Consider the following 17185-nt stretch of genomic DNA (forward strand, 5'->3'; position numbering starts at 1 on the left):
GTACGGTTCGTTTTCTTTCGTTTTAAAGTGGCACGGCCTGTACTCTCCAGAGAGTCTTCCCGTTCTCCACGACGCTTTTGTGAATTCCAATCCGCGCCAGATCAACCTTCTCGATACCGTGCGCACGCGCGGCTCCGTCACTGTGGAACAGCTGGCCGAGATGCTCGGCGTTACGCTGCAAACGGTGCGGCGCGACGTGCAGCGGCTGGCCGATGAAGGCCTGCTCACGCGTTTTCATGGCGGCGTGCGTGTGCCAAGTTCCACCACAGAGAACATCGGCTACCAGCAGCGCGAAACGCTGCATGCCGAGGGCAAGGCGCGCATTGCGCGGCGCGTGGCCGAACTGGTGCCCAACGACTGTTCGCTGATCCTCAACATCGGCACCACCACGGAAGCCATCGCGAAGGCGCTGCTGCGGCACACGGGCCTGCGCGTGATCACCAACAACCTGAACGTGGCGACCATATTGAGCGGCAACACATCGTGCGAGGTGATCGTTGCCGGTGGTTCGGTGCGGCCGCGCGACCGCGCCATCGTGGGCGAAGCCACCATCGATTTCATCCGGCAGTTCAAGGTCGACATCGCGCTGATCGGGGTGTCGAGCATCGAAGCCGATGGTTCACTGCGCGACTTCGACTTGCGTGAAGTGAAGGTGGCGCAAACCATCATCGCGCAGGCGCGCGAGGTGTGGCTCGCTGCGGACGCGAGCAAGTTCAACCGGCCGGCGATGATCCAACTGGGCACGCTTTCGCAGATCGACCGGTTGTTTACCGACGCGGAACCGCCGCCGCCTTTTGCCGACTTGCTGCACGGGGCGCAGGTGCGGCTTGAAATTGCGCGCGATTGAGATGGGGCTGATTTCCATTCGCTCTGCCGCGGGGCATTCGGGGCGCGCACCAGCAGCATGTCCCAGTGCACAGGGCATCGGGTGCTCCGCGCAGCGAAATAAAGGAGGAGCCCGAAGGGCGGGGGACATTCGCGGAGGGGAGTACCCGGTGGCCTGTGCACACGCCCTGGAACAGCGGCGCGCAAACGACAGCCCCAAGAAAACAAGTCGCATGACCAGCATGACCAGACTCCAAGGAACACCCAAGCCATGACCTACCTGTTAGCACTAGACCAAGGCACTTCGAGCTCCCGCAGCATCGTGTTCGACCGCGAAGGCCACATCGTCGCCATCGCACAGAAGGAGCTCACGCAAATCTATCCACAGCCCGGCTGGGTAGAACACGACCCGATGGAGATCTGGCACAGCCAACTGGCCACCGCGCGAGAAGTGCTCGTCAAGGCCAAGCTCCAGCCTTCCGACATCCATGCCATTGGCATTACCAACCAGCGCGAAACCACCGTGTTGTGGAACCGCAAGACCGGCCAGCCTGTGCACCACGCCATCGTGTGGCAAGACCGGCGCGCCGAGCCGCTGTGTGCAAAGCTGCGCGAAGACGGCATGACCGGCACCATCCAGGAGAAAACCGGGCTGGTCATCGATGCGTATTTTTCCGGCACCAAGCTTCGTTGGCTGCTCGACAACGTGCCGGGCGCACGCGCCCAGGCCGAGCGCGGCGAGCTCGCCTTCGGCACCGTCGACAGCTGGCTCATGTGGCAGCTTACCGGCGGCAAGGTGCACGTGACCGACGTGAGCAACGCCTCGCGCACCATGCTCTTCAACGTGCACAGCAACGGGTGGGATGCCGACCTCCTCAAGGCGCTCGACATTCCCGCCGCGCTCATGCCCAAGGTGCAACCCTCGAGCTCCCACTTTGCCGACACCGATGCCGCGCTGCTCGGCCGCGCCCTGCCCATCGGCGGCGTGGCCGGCGACCAGCAAAGCGCCCTCTTCGGCCAGGCCTGCTTTACGGCCGGCATGGCCAAGAACACCTACGGCACCGGCTGCTTCCTGCTCATGCACACAGGCGCGGCATTCCAGCCCTCGCACAACGGCCTGCTCGTCACCAGCGCCGCGCAAACCGACGCCACGCCGCAGTACGCCATGGAAGGCAGCGTGTTCGTCGGCGGCGCTGTGGTGCAGTGGCTGCGCGATGGGCTCAAAGCCATCAAGGGCAGCGCCGAAGTGCAGTCGCTTGCCGAAAGCGTGCCCGATGCGGGCGGCGTGATGATGGTGCCGGCCTTCACCGGTCTGGGCGCGCCCTACTGGGACGCCGATGCGCGCGGCACCATCACCGGCCTGACGCGCGGAACCACCGTTGCGCACATTGCGCGCGCCGCGCTCGAAAGCATTGCCTACCAGAGCGCCGCACTGCTGCAGGCCATGAGCCGCGATGCAGTCGCCGCCGGCGGCACGCCCGTGGCCGAACTGCGCGTGGACGGTGGCGCCAGCGTGAACGACCTGCTGATGCAGTTCCAGGCCGACCTGCTCGGCATTCCCGTGGTGCGCCCCGAAGTGATCGAGACCACAGCACTCGGCGCCGCTTATCTCGCGGGCTTGTCGACCGGCGTCTACAGCGACGCGCGCCAGTTATCGAAGCTGTGGAAAGTGGAGCGGCGCTTCATGCCGACCATGGGCCGCGCGCAGGCCGAGGAATCGATGGCGCGCTGGGAACGCGCGGTTCGACAGGCCACGGCGAGCTGAGCGCCGCCGCTTTCCGTCTTTCTCTCTCTGCCCCGGCTTACCACCCCCAGACGAGGCGCCGCGCCACCCAGCCGGTGGCGCCGCCCTCGTGCCGGACTTTGACCCAGTCGCCCCGACGCTCGAGCGTGCGCAGCACGTCGCCGTAGCGTGCTCTCTTTACCACCGGACTGCGTGTGCTCGCCGATCTGCGCAAGATGGCCACCTTCGCCTTCACCACATGGTGCCGAGTCTTGCTGGTCATCGGACCGTAGACCCACGCCTTGTCGTTTTCGAAGTCGCTGACCCGAAGCCAGTCACCCTTTCGGCCGATCACACGGAACGGATAGCCCTTGCCTACAGTCCAGTGCGCTTCGTGACGCTGGCCAGGGCCAGTGCGCATGTTCAGTGTGGTGACCGCGGAGCTGACCATCTGCCGCCCGGCAGCAAAGGCGGAGGGCAGCGTCATCCACGCAAGGAAGAATGCAAGCAGGAGCGCGAACAGTCGGCTGAATCTGAACATGGACAACAAATTCCTTTTTATCGGGTCTCAAGAAACGTCCGGCGGTGGCCGGGCGAGCCCTTCTGGGCCGGTGAGACGCAATAAGTTCCGCAGGGATATCCCTGGTTTCGTGCGGGGGACCTGGCGCTCAGGCAGCGCTGGCGTACGTCACGTCTGAGCGCAGCACGTACTTCGCGCCCTCTTCGAGGGCCGCGCGTTCAGGTCTCGTGAATGAAAAGCAGCGCGGCGAACGGGCGATCAGCCGCACGCGTTTGCCGTGCTCAGTGCGCCGGCACCAGGAAGTCCTGGCTGATCCGTCCGCCCAGTTCGTTCACGCGATCGAGAAACTGCGTGAGGTAGGCATGCAGCCCCGTCGCCAGGATTTCGTCCACCCGCGCATACTGCAGGTCGGCCAGCAGCTTGCCGGCGCGGCGCTGGGTTTCGGCGCTCTGCTCGTTTTGCACCTTGGCAAGGTTGTTCACCACCTCGACCAGGCTCGCATGCAGCGAGCGCGGCATGTCGGCGCGAAGAATGAGCAGCTCGGCCACACGCTCGGGCTTGATCACGTCGCGGTACACCTTGCGGTACACCTCGAAGGCCGAGACGCTGCGCAAAATGGCGCTCCAGTGATAGAAGTCGTACTCCTGGTCTTCCTCGGTGGCGGTGCCGAAGAACTCGCTGTTGAGTGCGTGGAACTTCACGTCCACCAGCCGCGCGGTGTTGTCGGCGCGCTCCAGAAAGGTGCCCAGGCGCGAGAAGTAAAAGGCCTCGTCCTGCAGCATGGTGCCCAGCGTGACGCCGCGCGACAGGTGCGAGCGGAACTTGACCCATTCGAAGAACTGGGCCGGGTCGCGCTCGAAATCTCCCGCGCGAAGCATGCGGTTCACCTCGAGCCAGGTGGTGTTCTGGGTTTCCCACGCCTCGGTGGTGAGCGCGCCGCGAACCGCGCGTGCGTTTTCGCGCGCTGCCTTCAGGCAAGAGACGATCGAAGACGGATTGCTCTCGTCCTTGACCATGAACTCCATCACCTCGTTGGGCGTGATCTGCTCGTATTTCTTGTTGTACGAAGGCAGCAGCTCGCTGATGGACAGCACGCCCTGCCAGCCGTACTTGGCCACTTCGGCCGACTGGGGCAAGAGCGAGGTCTGGTAGTTGACGTCGAGCATCCGCGCGGTGTTTTCCGCGCGCTCCGTATAGCGCGACATCCAGTAGAGGTGATCGGCAGTGCGTGACAGCATTCTTGTTCTCCTGATTCCTTGCTTTGCTTGCTTGCCTGCTGCGCTCAGGCCGACTGCGATTGACTTTGCGATTGCGCGGCCTTGGGCTTGGCGCCACGGTCCGCCTCGAGGATCCAGGTGTCCTTGGTGCCGCCGCCCTGCGACGAGTTGACTACCAGCGAGCCTTCCTTGAGCGCCACGCGCGTGAGGCCGCCGGGCACCATCTGCACTTCCTTGCCCGAGAGCACGAAGGGCCGCAAGTCGATGTGGCGCGGCGCAATGCCCGCGTCGACGAAAGTGGGCGATGTGGAAAGGCTCAGCGTGGGCTGCGCAATGTAGCCGTCGGGCTTGGCGATCACGGCTTTCTTGAACTCTTCGATCTCGGCCACGGTGGCAGCCGGGCCGATGAGCATGCCGTAGCCACCGGCGCCGTGCACCTCCTTCACGACCAGGTCCTTCATGTTGTCGAGCGTGTATTGCAACTCGTCCTTGTTGCGGCACATGTAGGTGGGCACGTTCTTCAGGATCGGCTGCTCGCCGAGATAGAACTCGACCATCTTGGGCACGTAGGGGTAGATCGACTTGTCGTCCGCCACGCCGGTACCCACCGCATTGCAGATGACGACGTTGCCTTCGCGGTAGGCGCGCATCAGGCCTGCGCAGCCCAGCGTGGACGTGGGGCGGAAAACCTCCGGGTCCAAGAAATCGTCGTCGACGCGGCGGTAGATCACGTCCACCCGCTTCGGCCCGCGCGTGGTGCGCATGTAGACGAAGTCGTCACGCACGAAGAGGTCTTGCCCCTCGACCAGTTCCACGCCCATTTGCTGCGCGAGGAAGGCGTGCTCGAAGTAGGCGCTGTTGTACATGCCCGGGGTCAGCACGACCACGGTGGGCTCGGCCGTCGCAGGCGGCGCGCTGGCGCGCAGCGTTTCGAGCAGCAGGTCGGGGTAATGCGCGACGGGCGCAATGCGGTTCTGGTTGAACAGCTCGGGAAAGAGCCGCATCATCATCTTGCGGTTTTCGAGCATGTAGCTCACGCCGCTGGGAACGCGCAGGTTGTCTTCGAGCACGTAGTACTCGCCGTTGCCTTGGGCGTCGGGCGCGCGGACGATGTCGATGCCCGAGATGTTGGAATAGACGTTGTGCGGCACGTTCACACCCATCATCTCGGGGCGGAACTGCGCGTTGTTCAGGATCTGCTCAGCCGGAATGATGCCGGCCTTGATGATTTCCTGGTCGTGGTAGACGTCATGCAAGAAGCGGTTGAGCGCCGTCACGCGCTGCACCAGGCCTTTTTCCATGCTCTCCCACTCGTGGGCGGGAATGATGCGCGGCAGCAGGTCGAACGGTATGAGCCGCTCGGTACCCGAACCGTCTTCATCCTTGGCGCCGTACACCGCAAAGGTGATGCCGACCCGGCGAAAGATCATTTCCGCCTCTTCGCGCCTCGCCCGCATGACTTCGCCGGGCTGCTTTGCAAGCCATTGGTCGTAGCGCTTGTAGTGCTGCCTGATTGCAGACCCCGCATAGGGCAACTGCTCATACATCTCATCGAATTTGTGCATGGAACGACCAATCTCCTTGAGCCATAGCTTAGCAAGTTCGAGGCCAGTGAAAGCCCTATGTTGGCGCGGATTCCGCCCCGTGGGCCGCTTTTCAGGGCAGGCGGTGATGCCAATGACGGGCGTTGCGCTCCCTTTCGCAGCCAACCTCTTGAGGCGCCTGGCTGCGCCATAGCGCGGCGCCGCAAGGCACGGTTTCGACGAGCCGCACACCGTGGGCGGCATAGCGTTCCACGACCTCGCGGGCCGGATGGCCGAAGCGGTTACGGTAGCCCGCCTGGACCAGCGCGATGCGCGGGTGCACCGCTTCGAGCAGCGCCTCGCTCGACGAGGTCTTGCTGCCGTGATGCGGTGCGAGCAGGAGGTCGGCGCGAAGCTCCGGGCTTCGCGCCACCAAGGCAGCCTCTTGCAGGCGTTCGATATCGCCGGCCAGCAGCGCCGTGGCGCGGCCGTTCGCGATACGCAGCACGCACGAAATGGCGTTCGGCTTGGTGAAGAAAAGATAGTCGGCCGGTGCGGGATGGAGAATTTCGAAATCCACCCCATCCCAGGTCCAGCGTTGGCCCGCTTCGCAGCGCCTGTTCGGACGAACGGCCTGCAGCGGATGAGTGGCTTCGATCGAACTCAAGACTTCGGCCTGGGGCTGCATCGCGAGCACCGCGGCCGCGCCGCCAGTGTGGTCGCTGTCGCGGTGGCTCAGCACAAGCATGTCCAGCCGTTCGCCCAAGGCACGCAGCAAGGGCACCAGCACGCGATGCCCGGCGTCGCTCTCCAGGCTGTAGCGCGGGCCCGCGTCGTACAGCAGGCTGTGCGTTGCCGTGCGCACGAGAACCGCGTTCCCCTGCCCGATGTCGGCCGCAAGCAGTTCGAACTGCCCGGCGGGCGGCCGGGGTGCCTGCCACAGCAGCACCGGCAGCAGAAGCGGCAGGCCGAGCAAACGCAGCGACCACGGCAGGCGCATGGCCAGCAGCACGCCGCCCGCCACACCGAAGCCGGCCATCCACGCGGGAGGAGCAGCCATCGACAGCGTGGCATACGGCAAGGTGGCAAGCCACTTCAGCAGCACAGCCAGCGCCTGAACGGCCCACGCGGCAAGGTCCCATAGAGGCGGCACCGCGGCACCCAGCATGGCCAGCGGCGTGATCACGAGCGTTACCCACGGAATTGCAACCGCATTGGCCAGCAGACCGACCACCGACACCTGCTGAAAAAGCAGCAGGCTCAGCGGAGTGAGGGCCAGCGTGATCACCCATTGCTCGCGAAAAAACGCCAGCAGCCGGAGCGATGGCCCGGTCGTCTCGCCGGCAGGCCTCATGAAGCCGGTCGTGAACAGCACACCCACCGCGACGAAGCTGAGCCAGAAGCCGGCCTGCATCAGCGCCCAAGGGTCGACAGCCACCACCACCGCCGCGATCAGCAGCCAGACGTGCGGCCATGGCCAGCGCCGCCCGTCGAGCCTCAGCAGCGCCGCCGTGGCCAGCATCCAGACTGTCCGCTGCGAAGGCACGCCCCAGCCGCTGAAGAGCGCATAGAGCCCGGCGAGCAGCACGCCGCCCACGAGCGCGGCCTGCGGCGCGGGAAAGCGCAGCATGAGCCGCACGCTGCGCCGCCACGCCGCCCCTACCGCGTGCGCGGCAAGCCAGGCGAACATGGTGATGTGCAGGCCCGAGATCGACATCAGGTGCGCTACGCCGGTGGCGCGAAAAATGTCCCAGTCGCTGCGGTCGATGGCGCCCTGGTCGCCGGTGACAAGCGCGGCAATCACGCCCGCCTGACGCGCATCGGCCACGCGCTCGAACACCGCATCGCGCACTGCTTCGCGCGCACGTTCGAACGGGTGTAGCCATGTGGCCTGAAGACGAACGGGCGCGGCGTCGCGGCCGCCGGTTCGCACATAGCCGCTGGCGCGCACGCCCTGCTCCCACATCCACAGTTCGTTGTCGAAACCATGCGGATTGAGGTTGCCGTGCGGCGCCTTCAGCCGGACGGTCAGGCGCCAGCGTTCACCCACATGCAGCGGGGCCGGGTCAGCCGCTCCGCCGGCACGCCCTTGCGGCGCGCGTCCCCAAAGGCTGGTGTCGTCGCGGTACCAGCCGAGCGCAATGCGCGCCGGCACACGAACCGAAGTTTCGACGCGCTCATCGGCCCAGCGCGCCGACTCGACATCGAGACGGAAACGCGTGCCGCCTTCGTTGTGCTGGGGCATTTGCGCCACCACGCCGGTCACCTGAAGATCGCGCCCTTCGAGGGCCGGGTCCAATGCGCCATTCGCGTAGGCAACCGCCCGCCATCCGGCAAGGCCGCCCCCGGCGGACGCGCCGCAGGCCAGGGCAACGAGCATCGGCAAGTAAGACGATCGCCGCCTGGAGAGCACCACCAATCCCGCAAGCCCCGCTAAGAGCAAGGCTGCATAGAACGCCGCGCTCCAAAGCCGCGCCTGATGCAACTGCAATGCCGCGCCGAACACGGTTCCGCCCAGCGCAGCAAAGGCCCACGACCCGGACGCGACGCCGCCCGACGCCTTTGCGCGCGTCAACGGCAAACTCCAGAACACACGATGCAAGCCCTCCCCGGACCCACGCTCAATGGCGCGTTAATTGCTTGGTATCTGGGCTAGTATGCGTCTCACAAGAGACATCTTTTCGATGCAATCTCGCAGTACTGCACACAAACGCATGTCCATTCACGCCGCACTCCACCACGTCACCCACTACAAATACGACCGCCTGGTGCAGTTGGGACCGCAGGTCGTGCGCTTGCGTCCCGCACCGCATTGCCGCAGCAACGTCATCTCGTATTCGCTCAAGGTCGAGCCGGCCGAGCACTTCGTCAACTGGATGCAGGACCCGTTCGCCAATTACCAGGCGCGGCTCGTGTTTCCCGAGAAGACGCGCGAGTTCAAGGTCACGGTCGACCTGGTGGTCGAAATGGCGGTCTACAACCCGTTCGACTTCTTCCTCGAGCCGCAGGCCGAGAACTTTCCGTTCAAGTACACCGCCTCGCAGGCCGAAGAACTCGCGCCCTACCTGGTCACCGAAGAAGCCACGCCGCTCGTTTCGGCCTACCTCGACAAGATCGATCGCAAGGAACAGCGCACCATCGACTTCCTGGTCGGCCTCAACCAGCAGGTCCAGAAAGACGTCAACTACCTGATCCGCATGGAGCCCGGTGTGCAGACGCCGGAAGAAACGCTCACCAACGGCAGCGGCTCGTGCCGCGACTCGGGGTGGCTCCTGGTGCAGCTGCTGCGCCACTGCGGCCTGGCGGCGCGTTTCGTCTCGGGCTACCTGATCCAGCTGACCCCCGACGTGAAGGCGCTCGACGGCCCGAGCGGTACCACGGTCGATTTCACCGACCTGCACGCCTGGTGCGAAGTGTTCCTGCCGGGCGCGGGGTGGATCGGCCTGGACGCCACGTCGGGCCTCATGGCCGGCGAAGGCCACATTCCGCTCGCCTGCACGCCCACGCCTTCAAGCGCGGCGCCCATCGAGGGCGGCGTCGACGAATCGGAGGTCGAGTTCGGCCATGAGATGAAGGTCACGCGCATCTACGAATCGCCGCGCGTCACCAAGCCCTACACCGAAGAGCAATGGGCCGAAGTGCTCGCGCTCGGCGGCGCGGTCGATGCGCGCCTGAAGGCCGGCGACGTGCGGCTCACCATGGGTGGCGAGCCGACGTACGTGGCCACCAGCGACCGCGACGCGCCCGAGTGGAACACCGATGCGCTCGGCCCCACGAAACGCGGCTATGCCACGGAGCTCGTCCACAGGCTGCGCGCCGAATACGGCCAAGGCGGTTTTCTCCATTTCGGCCAAGGCAAGTGGTACCCGGGCGAGCAACTGCCGCGCTGGGCGCTGTCGATCTTCTGGCGTGCCGACGGCCAGGCGCTCTGGCACAACCCCGAACTCTTTGCCGACGAGCGCGTGCCCACGCACTACACGAGCGAAGATGCGCGCCGCTTCACTACCGTGCTGGCGCACAAGCTCGGCATTACCGAGCGCTACGTCCAGCCCGGCTACGAAGACGTCTACTACTACCTGTGGCGCGAACGCCGCCTGCCGGTGAATGTCGACCCCTTCGAATCGAAGCTCGACGACGAACTCGAGCGCGTTCGCCTGCGACGCGTGTTCACGCAGAAGCTCGACGCGGTCATCGGCTACATGCTGCCGCTCGAGCCTGGCAACGCCGATGCCGATGCGCCCGCGCTCGCAGGCCCGGGCTGGAAAACCGGCCCCTGGTTCCTGCGCGACGACCGGCTCTACCTGATCCCGGGCGATTCGCCCATGGGCTACCGGCTGCCGCTCGATTCGCAGCCCTGGGCCAACAAGGGCGACTACCCCTACCTGGTCGAGCGCGACCCGACCGCGCCGCGCGCCGCGTTGCCGACCTCGGCCGATTACCGCGCGCGCTACGCTGTGCCTGGCGGTGGCGCAACCGGAGCCGACCTTGGCGCCGTGCCCTACGAATTTGGCGCGCCGCCCGTGGTGCCCGCCTCCCTGCGCATGCAGTCGCCCGGCGGCAGCGCAGCCTCGAGCGGCGATGCGGCTAGCGGCGATGCAGCCAAAGCCGCAGACTCCTCCACGAATCCGGCCACCCGCCAGCCCCTGCGCGGCGAATCGGCCCATTGGGTCACGCGCACCGCGCTGTGCGTCGAAGTGCGCGACCCGCGCCGTGCCAACGGCCCCGCGGCCGAGAAAAAGGGCAACGCCTCGGGCGTGCTGTACGTCTTCATGCCGCCGCTCGCGCGGCTGGAAGACTATCTCGACCTGGTCGCGGCCGTCGAAGCCACGGCCGAGCAGCTCGGCATGCGCATCGTGATGGAAGGCTATCCGCCGCCGCGCGACCCGCGCCTGAAAATGCTGGCCGTCACCCCCGACCCAGGCGTGATCGAAGTCAACATCCATCCGGCCCACAACTGGAAGGAACTGGTGGACCACACCGAGTTTCTCTACAACGCCGCGTTCGAAACCCGCCTCTCGGCCGAGAAGTTCATGACCGACGGCCGCCACACCGGCACCGGCGGCGGCAACCACTTCGTGATGGGCGGCGCCACGCCGGCCGACAGTCCCTTCCTGCGCCGGCCCGAGCTGCTGGCCAGCCTGCTGCTCTACTGGCACAACCATCCGTCGCTGAGCTACCTGTTCTCGGGCATGTTCATCGGCCCGACCAGCCAGGCGCCGCGCGTGGACGAAGCGCGCAACGACCAGGTCTACGAGCTTGAAATCGCCTTGAAGGAAATTGCGAGAAACCGCGAAATCCACGGCCAGAACATGCCGGCCTGGCTGGTCGACCGCACGCTGCGCAACATCCTGATCGACGTGTCGGGCAACACGCACCGGAGCGAGTTCTGCATCGACAAGCTCTACTCGCCCGACTCGAGCACCGGCCGCCTGGGCCTGCTCGAACTGCGCGCCTTCGAAATGCCTCCGCATGCGCGCATGAGCATTGCGCAGCAGCTACTGATCCGCGCACTGGTGGCGCGCTTCTGGGACGACCCGTACAAGGCACCCGTCACGCGCTGGGGCACCGAGCTGCACGACCGCTTCCTGCTGCCGACCTTCGTCAAGATGGACTTCGACGACGTGATCAGCGAAATGCGCCAGGCCGGTTTCGCGTTCGACATCGACTGGTTCGCGCCGCACTTCGAGTTCCGCTTTCCGCTGGTGGGCCAGGTGCAGGCCATGGGCGTGGAGCTCTCGCTGCGCAACGCGCTGGAGCCTTGGCATGTGATGGGCGAGGAAGGCTCGGCCGGCGGCACGGTGCGCTATGTCGACTCGTCGCTCGAACGCATCGAGGTGCGCGTGACCGGCCTGAACGAAAGCCGCCACGTGATCACCGTCAACGGCAAGGTGCTGCCGCTGCAACCCACCGGCACCGTGGGCGAGTTTGTGGCGGGCGTGCGCTACAAGGCCTGGAACCCGCCTTCGGCGCTGCATCCGAGCATCGGCGCCCACGCACCGCTCACCTTCGACATCGTCGACACCTGGATGAAGCGCTCGTTGGGCGGCTGCCAGTACTACGTGGCCCACCCGGGCGGGCGCAACTACGACACCCTGCCGGTCAACGCCTACGAGGCGGAAAGCCGCCGCATGTCGCGTTTTGCGCGCATGGGCCACACGCCTGGCCTGATGCGCACGCCGCCGGCCACCATCGAGCTCGCGGGCAGCCGCGAATTCCCGTTCACCCTCGATTTGCGGCGGTGAAGGGCCGTAAAGCCACCCAAGGGGACATTTAGCACATTGCCCGCCACCTCACCCGGTGACGGCAATGTGACAATCCAACCCCTGTGGACCCTTTGAACGAATCCCTGTTCGACGCCCAGGCGCTGGAATTTCCGGCCGCCCTGGCGTCTGCGCTCGCGCCGGCCGCCCTGCCCGGCCACTTCGACGAACTGCGCGGCCAGGCCACGCTCGCCGCGCCGCCGCGCCAGGTCGCCGGCGTAGCCCCGGCGGTGGCCACGCCGCCCGCGCTCTACGATGCGGCGGCCGAGCGGCCCGCGCTTGCACCGAATCCGTCGCAGGCCCAATTCCAGACGCAGACACAGACCCAGGTTCTTCAGCAACCGCAGCCCTCCAACGAGAAGCCGCCCCTCACGCCGGCCTGGAACGCTTTCTTTGAGCAGCTCGGCCCAGGCGGGTTTGGCGACCTGCCGCGGCGGGCGGTCAACCTCGAACGGCAGATCCGCGACAACGGCGTTACCTACAACGTCTACGCCGACGCCAACGGTCCGCAGCGCCCGTGGTCGCTCGACCTGTTCCCGCTGATCGTCTCGCCCGAAAGCTGGAACCAGATCGAAACCGGCGTGCTGCAGCGGGTGCGCGTGCTCGACCGCGTCATGGCCGACGTCTACGGTCCGCAGCAACTGCTGAGCGAAGGCCTCCTGCCGCCGGCGCTGGTGCGCGGGCACCCCGGCTACCTGCGCGCGCTGCACGGCGTGAAGCCGCCGGGCGACACCTGGCTGCACATCGCGGCCTTCGACCTCGCCCGCGGGCCCGACGGCAACTGGTGGGTGGTGTCGCAGCGCACGCAGGCGCCTTCGGGCCTGGGCTATCTGCTCGAAAACCGGCTTGCCATCACGCGCCAGTTTCCGCAGGCCTTCGAGGCGCTGCAGGTGCAGCGCCTGGCCGCCACCTACAGCGCCATGATGGACGGCCTGCAGCGCATGTGCCCGGCCGGGGTGCCGCCGCACATTGCGCTGCTCACCCCAGGCCCCTACAACGAAACCTATTTCGAGCACGCGTACCTGGCGCGCTATCTCGGCGTGACGCTGGTCGAGGGCAGCGACCTCACGGTGCGCGACCAGCGGCTCTACCTCAAGACACTGCAGGGCCTGCGCCCGGTTCACGGTCTCATCAAGCGGCTGGACGACCAGTTCCTCGACCCGCTCGAACTGCGCCCTGATTCCACGCTGGGCGTGCCGGGCCTGCTGCAGGCCATTCGAGCCGGCAACGTGCTTGTGGCCAACATGCCGGGGTCGGCGTTTCTCGAATCGCCCGCGCTGCTGGGCTTCTTGCCGGGACTCGCGCGCCGCCTGATCGGCGAAAAGCTCAAGCTGCCGGCGCTGCCGACCTGGTGGTGCGGCGAGCGCGCCGCGCTAGAAGCGGTACTGCCGCAGTTGGGCGAGTGCGCCATCAAGCCGACCTACCCCGGGTTCGACGGGCAGACCAGCTTCGACGCGGTGCTCGGCAGCGAACTGAGCCGGCGCCAACTCGACGAATGGGCCGGCCGCATCGTGCGGGACGGCGAAGCCCACACCATCCAGAGCTACCTGCCGCTGTCGCAGATGCCCACCTGGGCCAATGACCTGGGGCCGGGCCACATTGCGCCGCGCGCGATGCTACTGCGCGTTTTCGCGGTGAGCGACGGCGCGCAGTCATGGCGGGTGCTGCCCGGCGGGCTGGCACGGCTTGCGGGCCGCGATGCGCAAATCGCCTCCATGCAGCGCGGCGGCAGCAGCGCCGACGTGTGGGTGCAAACGCACGGCGAAGTCGACCGCACCACGCTGCTGCAGCCGCATGCCACGCCGGCTTCGCTCGCGCGGCACCGTGCGCCGGTCACCAGCCGTGCGGCCGAGAACATGTTCTGGCTCGGCCGCTATACCGAGCGGGCGGAAAACGCGGTGCGGCTCGCGCGCCTCACGCTCAACCTCCTGGGAAGCGAAGACCAGTCTTCGCGCCCGCTGCTCGACTGGCTGCATCGCATGGCCTTGCGCAATGCGCTGGTGCCGGCGGGCGTGCCCAGCGCGCCGCAATCGCGCCGGGTGTTCGAGCGCGCGCTGATTGCCGAGCTCGGCGATGTGGAGCGCGGCGGAAGCGTGGGCTTCAGCCTGCTCTGCATCCGGCAGGCCGCCGCCGCCGTGCGCGAGCGGCTCTCGCAGGACAACTGGAACCAGATTGTGCGCGCCGAAGCCGAGTTTCTGCGGCGCGCTGCCGAGCAGGCCGGCGAAGGCAGCTTTGCCACCGGCGCCGCGCTGCGCGCCCTCGAATCCGCAAGCACCGCACTCGCCGCCATGACCGGCGCGCAGACCGACCGCATGACACGCGACGACGCCTGGCGCCTGCTGTCGATCGGCCGCCACATCGAGCGGCTGGGCTTTCTTTCGAACGCGATGGAGGCCGGCTTCGAGAATGGAGCGGTGCACGAGGTGAGCGGCTTCGAAGCCATGGTGGCGCTGTTCGACAGCACCATCACCTTCCACGCCCGCTACCAGCAGCGGCGCGATGTGGCCACGCTGGTCGACCTGCTGGTGCTCGATGCCGAGAACCCGCGCTCGCTGGCGTGGGTCACGCAAACACTGCGCGGGCGCATTGCGCGCCTTGCGGGCAGCGCACCCGGCAAGCTCACCGCACTGTCTTACGAACTGCCCGATCCCGCGACCTGGACGCTCGAGCATCTCTGCGCGGCCGGCGCCGATGCCGACTACCCCGCACTGGTCCAGCTTCTCGCCAGCTGCGAGACGGCGGCCTACCATGTGTCCGACGCCATCGGTACGCGCTATTTCACGCTCACGTCGGAATCGCTGCGTTCGGTCGGCGCCTGAACACGCCCTTTTTTGAAGGAGGCCGCAGCATGCTTGCCAACCGCCGCATCACGTGGATCGCCGCCGGACTTGCTGCTCTTGCGCTGGCCGGTTGCGGCAAGCAGGAGCCTGTGACCGCCACTACGGCGCCAGCTCCGCCGGCGACAGCCCGCGTGCTGGTGGTCGGCACCGATGCCGCCTACACCCCGTTCGAGTCGCAGAACGAAAAAGGCGAGATCGCCGGTTTCGACATCGATGTGGTCAAGGCGATCGCGGGCAAGGCGGGGTTCGAGGTGAAGTTCGTCAACACCCCGTGGGAAGGCATCTTCAACGCGCTCGACCAGGGCGACCGCGACCTGCTGGTGTCGGCCATTACCATCACCGGCGAGCGCCGCCAGACCATGGATTTTTCGAAGCCCTACTTCGAAGCCAAGCAACTCATCGCAGTCAGGCGCGATGCGCAGGTGGCCACGTTCGACGACGTCAAGGCCATGAAGGTCGGCGTGCAGAACGGCACCACGGGCGACGAGGTGGTGGGCAAGCTCCAGGGCAAGTCGAGCGGCAACATCAAGCGCTTCGAGTCCACGCCGCTCGCGCTCAAGGAACTCGAAGCCGGCGGCGTGCAAGCCGTGGTGGCCGACAACGGCGTGGTGGAGCACTACCTTGCCAACAACCCTGGAGGCGGCTTCAAGACGGTGAGCGATGCGGCCTTCCCGGTCGAGCAATACGGCATTGCGGTCAAGAAAGGCAATGCGGAACTCCTGGCCCGGATCAACAAGGGCCTGGACGACATCAAGGCCGACGGCAGCTACGACAAGATCTACGCGGCGCATTTCGGCAGCGCGCCGAAGTAGCCCCAGCAGGAACCCCATGCTTCTTCACGTCACGCACGAAACCCGCTACGAGTATTCGCCCCCGGTCGAAACGGCGCAGCACCTGGCCCACCTGAAGCCGCTGGCCACCGCGTCGCAGCGGCTGGTGAGCCACAAGCTCGCCATAGAACCCCAGCCCGCGCAGCGCAACGAACTGCCCGACGTGTACGGCAACACCCGCGCCTTCTTTGCGCTCGAGGCCACGCACGACAGCCTCGTGGTCACCGCCGAAAGCGTGGTCGAAACCTCGGCGCCCGTGCTTTCGCCAGCTGTGGCGCGCGACCTGCCCTGGGAAGCCGTTCGCGAGCGTTTCCGATATCGCAAGGACGCCACCTTCGACCTCGCCTCCGAGTTCGTTTTTCCCTCGCCCTACGTGCCCCGCCACGACGACTTTGCGGCCTATGCGCGCGCAAGCTTCGCGCCCGAGCGGCCGACCTTCGACGTGGCGATGGACCTCACCGAGCGCATGTACCGCGACTTTGCCTACGAGGCCGACAGCACGGAGATCAGCACCCCCGCCGTCGAGGCGCTCGCGCAGCGCAAGGGCGTGTGCCAGGATTTCGCCCACATCATGATTGCCTGCTTTCGCATGATGGGCCTGCCCGCGCGCTACGTGAGCGGCTACCTGCTCACGCAGCCGCCGCCCGGCCAGCCGCGGCTGGTGGGCGCCGACGCCTCGCACGCCTGGGTGTCTGTGTACCTGCCCGGCGAAGGCGACGGCCCCGAGAGCGCCGGCGGCTGGGCCGAGTTCGATCCCACCAACGGCCGCCAGCCGGGCGAAGACTACGTCGCGCTTGCCATCGGACGCGACTATTCCGACGTGTCGCCCATGCGCGGCGTGCTGCACGGCGGCGCGCGCCACACGCTCAAGGTGGGCGTGACGGTGCAACCCATCGAAGAGCTGCGCACGCAGGCGGCGCAAGCGGCGCAGTCACAATCACAGACACAATCGCAAATTCAATCGCAACCCTCGGACAAGGATCTCCAATGAGCGTTTACGACAAGCTTTCCAGCCTCGGCATCACCCTCCCCCCGGTCGCCGCCCCCGCAGCAGCCTATGTGCCCTTCGTGCGCACCGGCAACCTGGTTTTCCTCTCGGGCCATATCGCCAAGAAGGACGGCAAGGTCTGGACCGGCCAGCTCGGCGCCGACATCAGCACCGAAGAAGGCAAGCAGGCCGCGCGCGCCATTGCCATCGACCTGCTGGGCACGCTGCACGCGGCCGTGGGCGACCTGAACAAGATCACGCGCATCGTCAAGGTCATGAGCCTGGTCAACTCCGTCGGCACCTTCACCGAGCAGCACCTGGTGACCAACGGCGCCAGCGAGCTTTTTGCCGAAGTGTTCGGCGCCGAGAAGGGCTCGCATGCGCGCAGCGCGTTCGGCGTGGCACAGGTGCCGCTGGGCGCCTGCGTCGAGATCGACCTGGTTGCCGAAGTCGGCTGAC

At 66.6% G+C, this 17185-nt stretch carries 11 protein-coding genes; 7 read left to right on the plus strand and 4 right to left on the minus strand.

The window, feature by feature from the left end:
* Positions 1 to 79: 79 nt before the first annotated feature.
* Entirely contained in the window at positions 80 to 847 is a 768-nt protein-coding gene (locus GOQ09_RS17365; RefSeq protein WP_157614649.1) for a DeoR/GlpR family DNA-binding transcription regulator, read from the plus strand.
* A gap of 249 nt (positions 848 to 1096) precedes the next feature.
* Complete coding sequence (gene glpK / locus GOQ09_RS17370) at positions 1097 to 2590, plus strand: glycerol kinase GlpK (protein WP_157614650.1); 1494 nt, start codon at positions 1097 to 1099, stop codon at positions 2588 to 2590.
* 37 nt (positions 2591 to 2627) lie between these two features.
* Here the strand turns inward: glpK and GOQ09_RS17375 are convergent, their stop codons facing one another.
* From GOQ09_RS17375 to GOQ09_RS17390, 4 genes are all read right to left on the minus strand, one after another.
* Positions 2628 to 3089 carry an SH3 domain-containing protein gene (locus GOQ09_RS17375; protein WP_157614651.1) on the minus strand — a complete coding sequence of 154 codons (462 nt, stop codon included), beginning with the start codon at positions 3087 to 3089 and terminating at the stop codon, positions 2628 to 2630.
* A gap of 260 nt (positions 3090 to 3349) precedes the next feature.
* A complete protein-coding gene (locus GOQ09_RS17380; RefSeq protein WP_157614652.1) occupies positions 3350 to 4306 on the minus strand; it encodes an alpha-E domain-containing protein in 957 nt (318 codons plus the stop codon).
* A gap of 44 nt (positions 4307 to 4350) precedes the next feature.
* Complete coding sequence (locus tag GOQ09_RS17385; protein ID WP_157614653.1) at positions 4351 to 5850, minus strand: circularly permuted type 2 ATP-grasp protein; 1500 nt, start codon at positions 5848 to 5850, stop codon at positions 4351 to 4353.
* Positions 5851 to 5941: 91 nt separating this feature from the next.
* Positions 5942 to 8383, minus strand: a complete 2442-nt coding sequence (locus tag GOQ09_RS17390; protein ID WP_242630872.1) for a DNA internalization-related competence protein ComEC/Rec2 — start codon at positions 8381 to 8383, stop codon at positions 5942 to 5944.
* 139 nt (positions 8384 to 8522) lie between these two features.
* Between GOQ09_RS17390 and GOQ09_RS17395 the strand changes: the two genes are divergently transcribed.
* From GOQ09_RS17395 to GOQ09_RS17415, 5 genes are all read left to right on the plus strand, one after another.
* Positions 8523 to 12050 carry a DUF2126 domain-containing protein gene (locus GOQ09_RS17395; RefSeq protein WP_157614654.1) on the plus strand — a complete coding sequence of 1176 codons (3528 nt, stop codon included), beginning with the start codon at positions 8523 to 8525 and terminating at the stop codon, positions 12048 to 12050.
* A gap of 83 nt (positions 12051 to 12133) precedes the next feature.
* The gene (locus GOQ09_RS17400) at positions 12134 to 14887 is read left to right on the plus strand and encodes a circularly permuted type 2 ATP-grasp protein (protein WP_157614655.1); all 2754 of its coding nucleotides are present in this window, start codon (positions 12134 to 12136) and stop codon (positions 14885 to 14887) included.
* 29 nt (positions 14888 to 14916) lie between these two features.
* Positions 14917 to 15720: a basic amino acid ABC transporter substrate-binding protein gene (locus tag GOQ09_RS17405; protein WP_157614656.1), complete on the plus strand. Its 804-nt coding sequence runs from the start codon at positions 14917 to 14919 to the stop codon at positions 15718 to 15720.
* 16 nt (positions 15721 to 15736) lie between these two features.
* Complete coding sequence (locus GOQ09_RS17410) at positions 15737 to 16729, plus strand: transglutaminase family protein (RefSeq protein ID WP_157614657.1); 993 nt, start codon at positions 15737 to 15739, stop codon at positions 16727 to 16729.
* Complete coding sequence (locus tag GOQ09_RS17415; RefSeq protein ID WP_157614658.1) at positions 16726 to 17184, plus strand: RidA family protein; 459 nt, start codon at positions 16726 to 16728, stop codon at positions 17182 to 17184. The genes GOQ09_RS17410 and GOQ09_RS17415 overlap by 4 nt, the downstream gene beginning before the upstream one ends.
* Position 17185 lies beyond the last annotated feature (1 nt).

Source organism: Variovorax paradoxus, assembly GCF_009755665.1.
Classification (GTDB): domain Bacteria; phylum Pseudomonadota; class Gammaproteobacteria; order Burkholderiales; family Burkholderiaceae_C; genus Variovorax; species Variovorax paradoxus_G.

Excerpts from the sequence above, each read along its gene's own strand:
- GOQ09_RS17395 (WP_157614654.1), top strand. The coding sequence starts at position 8,523 with ATGTCCATTCACGCCGCACTCCACCACGTCACCCACTACAAATACGAC.
- GOQ09_RS17405 (WP_157614656.1), top strand. The coding sequence starts at position 14,917 with ATGCTTGCCAACCGCCGCATCACGTGGATCGCCGCCGGACTTGCTGCT.
- GOQ09_RS17385 (WP_157614653.1), bottom strand. The coding sequence starts at position 5,850 with ATGCACAAATTCGATGAGATGTATGAGCAGTTGCCCTATGCGGGGTCT.
- GOQ09_RS17410 (WP_157614657.1), top strand. The coding sequence starts at position 15,737 with ATGCTTCTTCACGTCACGCACGAAACCCGCTACGAGTATTCGCCCCCG.
- GOQ09_RS17380 (WP_157614652.1), bottom strand. The coding sequence starts at position 4,306 with ATGCTGTCACGCACTGCCGATCACCTCTACTGGATGTCGCGCTATACG.
- GOQ09_RS17415 (WP_157614658.1), top strand. The coding sequence starts at position 16,726 with ATGAGCGTTTACGACAAGCTTTCCAGCCTCGGCATCACCCTCCCCCCG.
- glpK (WP_157614650.1), top strand. The coding sequence starts at position 1,097 with ATGACCTACCTGTTAGCACTAGACCAAGGCACTTCGAGCTCCCGCAGC.
- GOQ09_RS17375 (WP_157614651.1), bottom strand. The coding sequence starts at position 3,089 with ATGTTCAGATTCAGCCGACTGTTCGCGCTCCTGCTTGCATTCTTCCTT.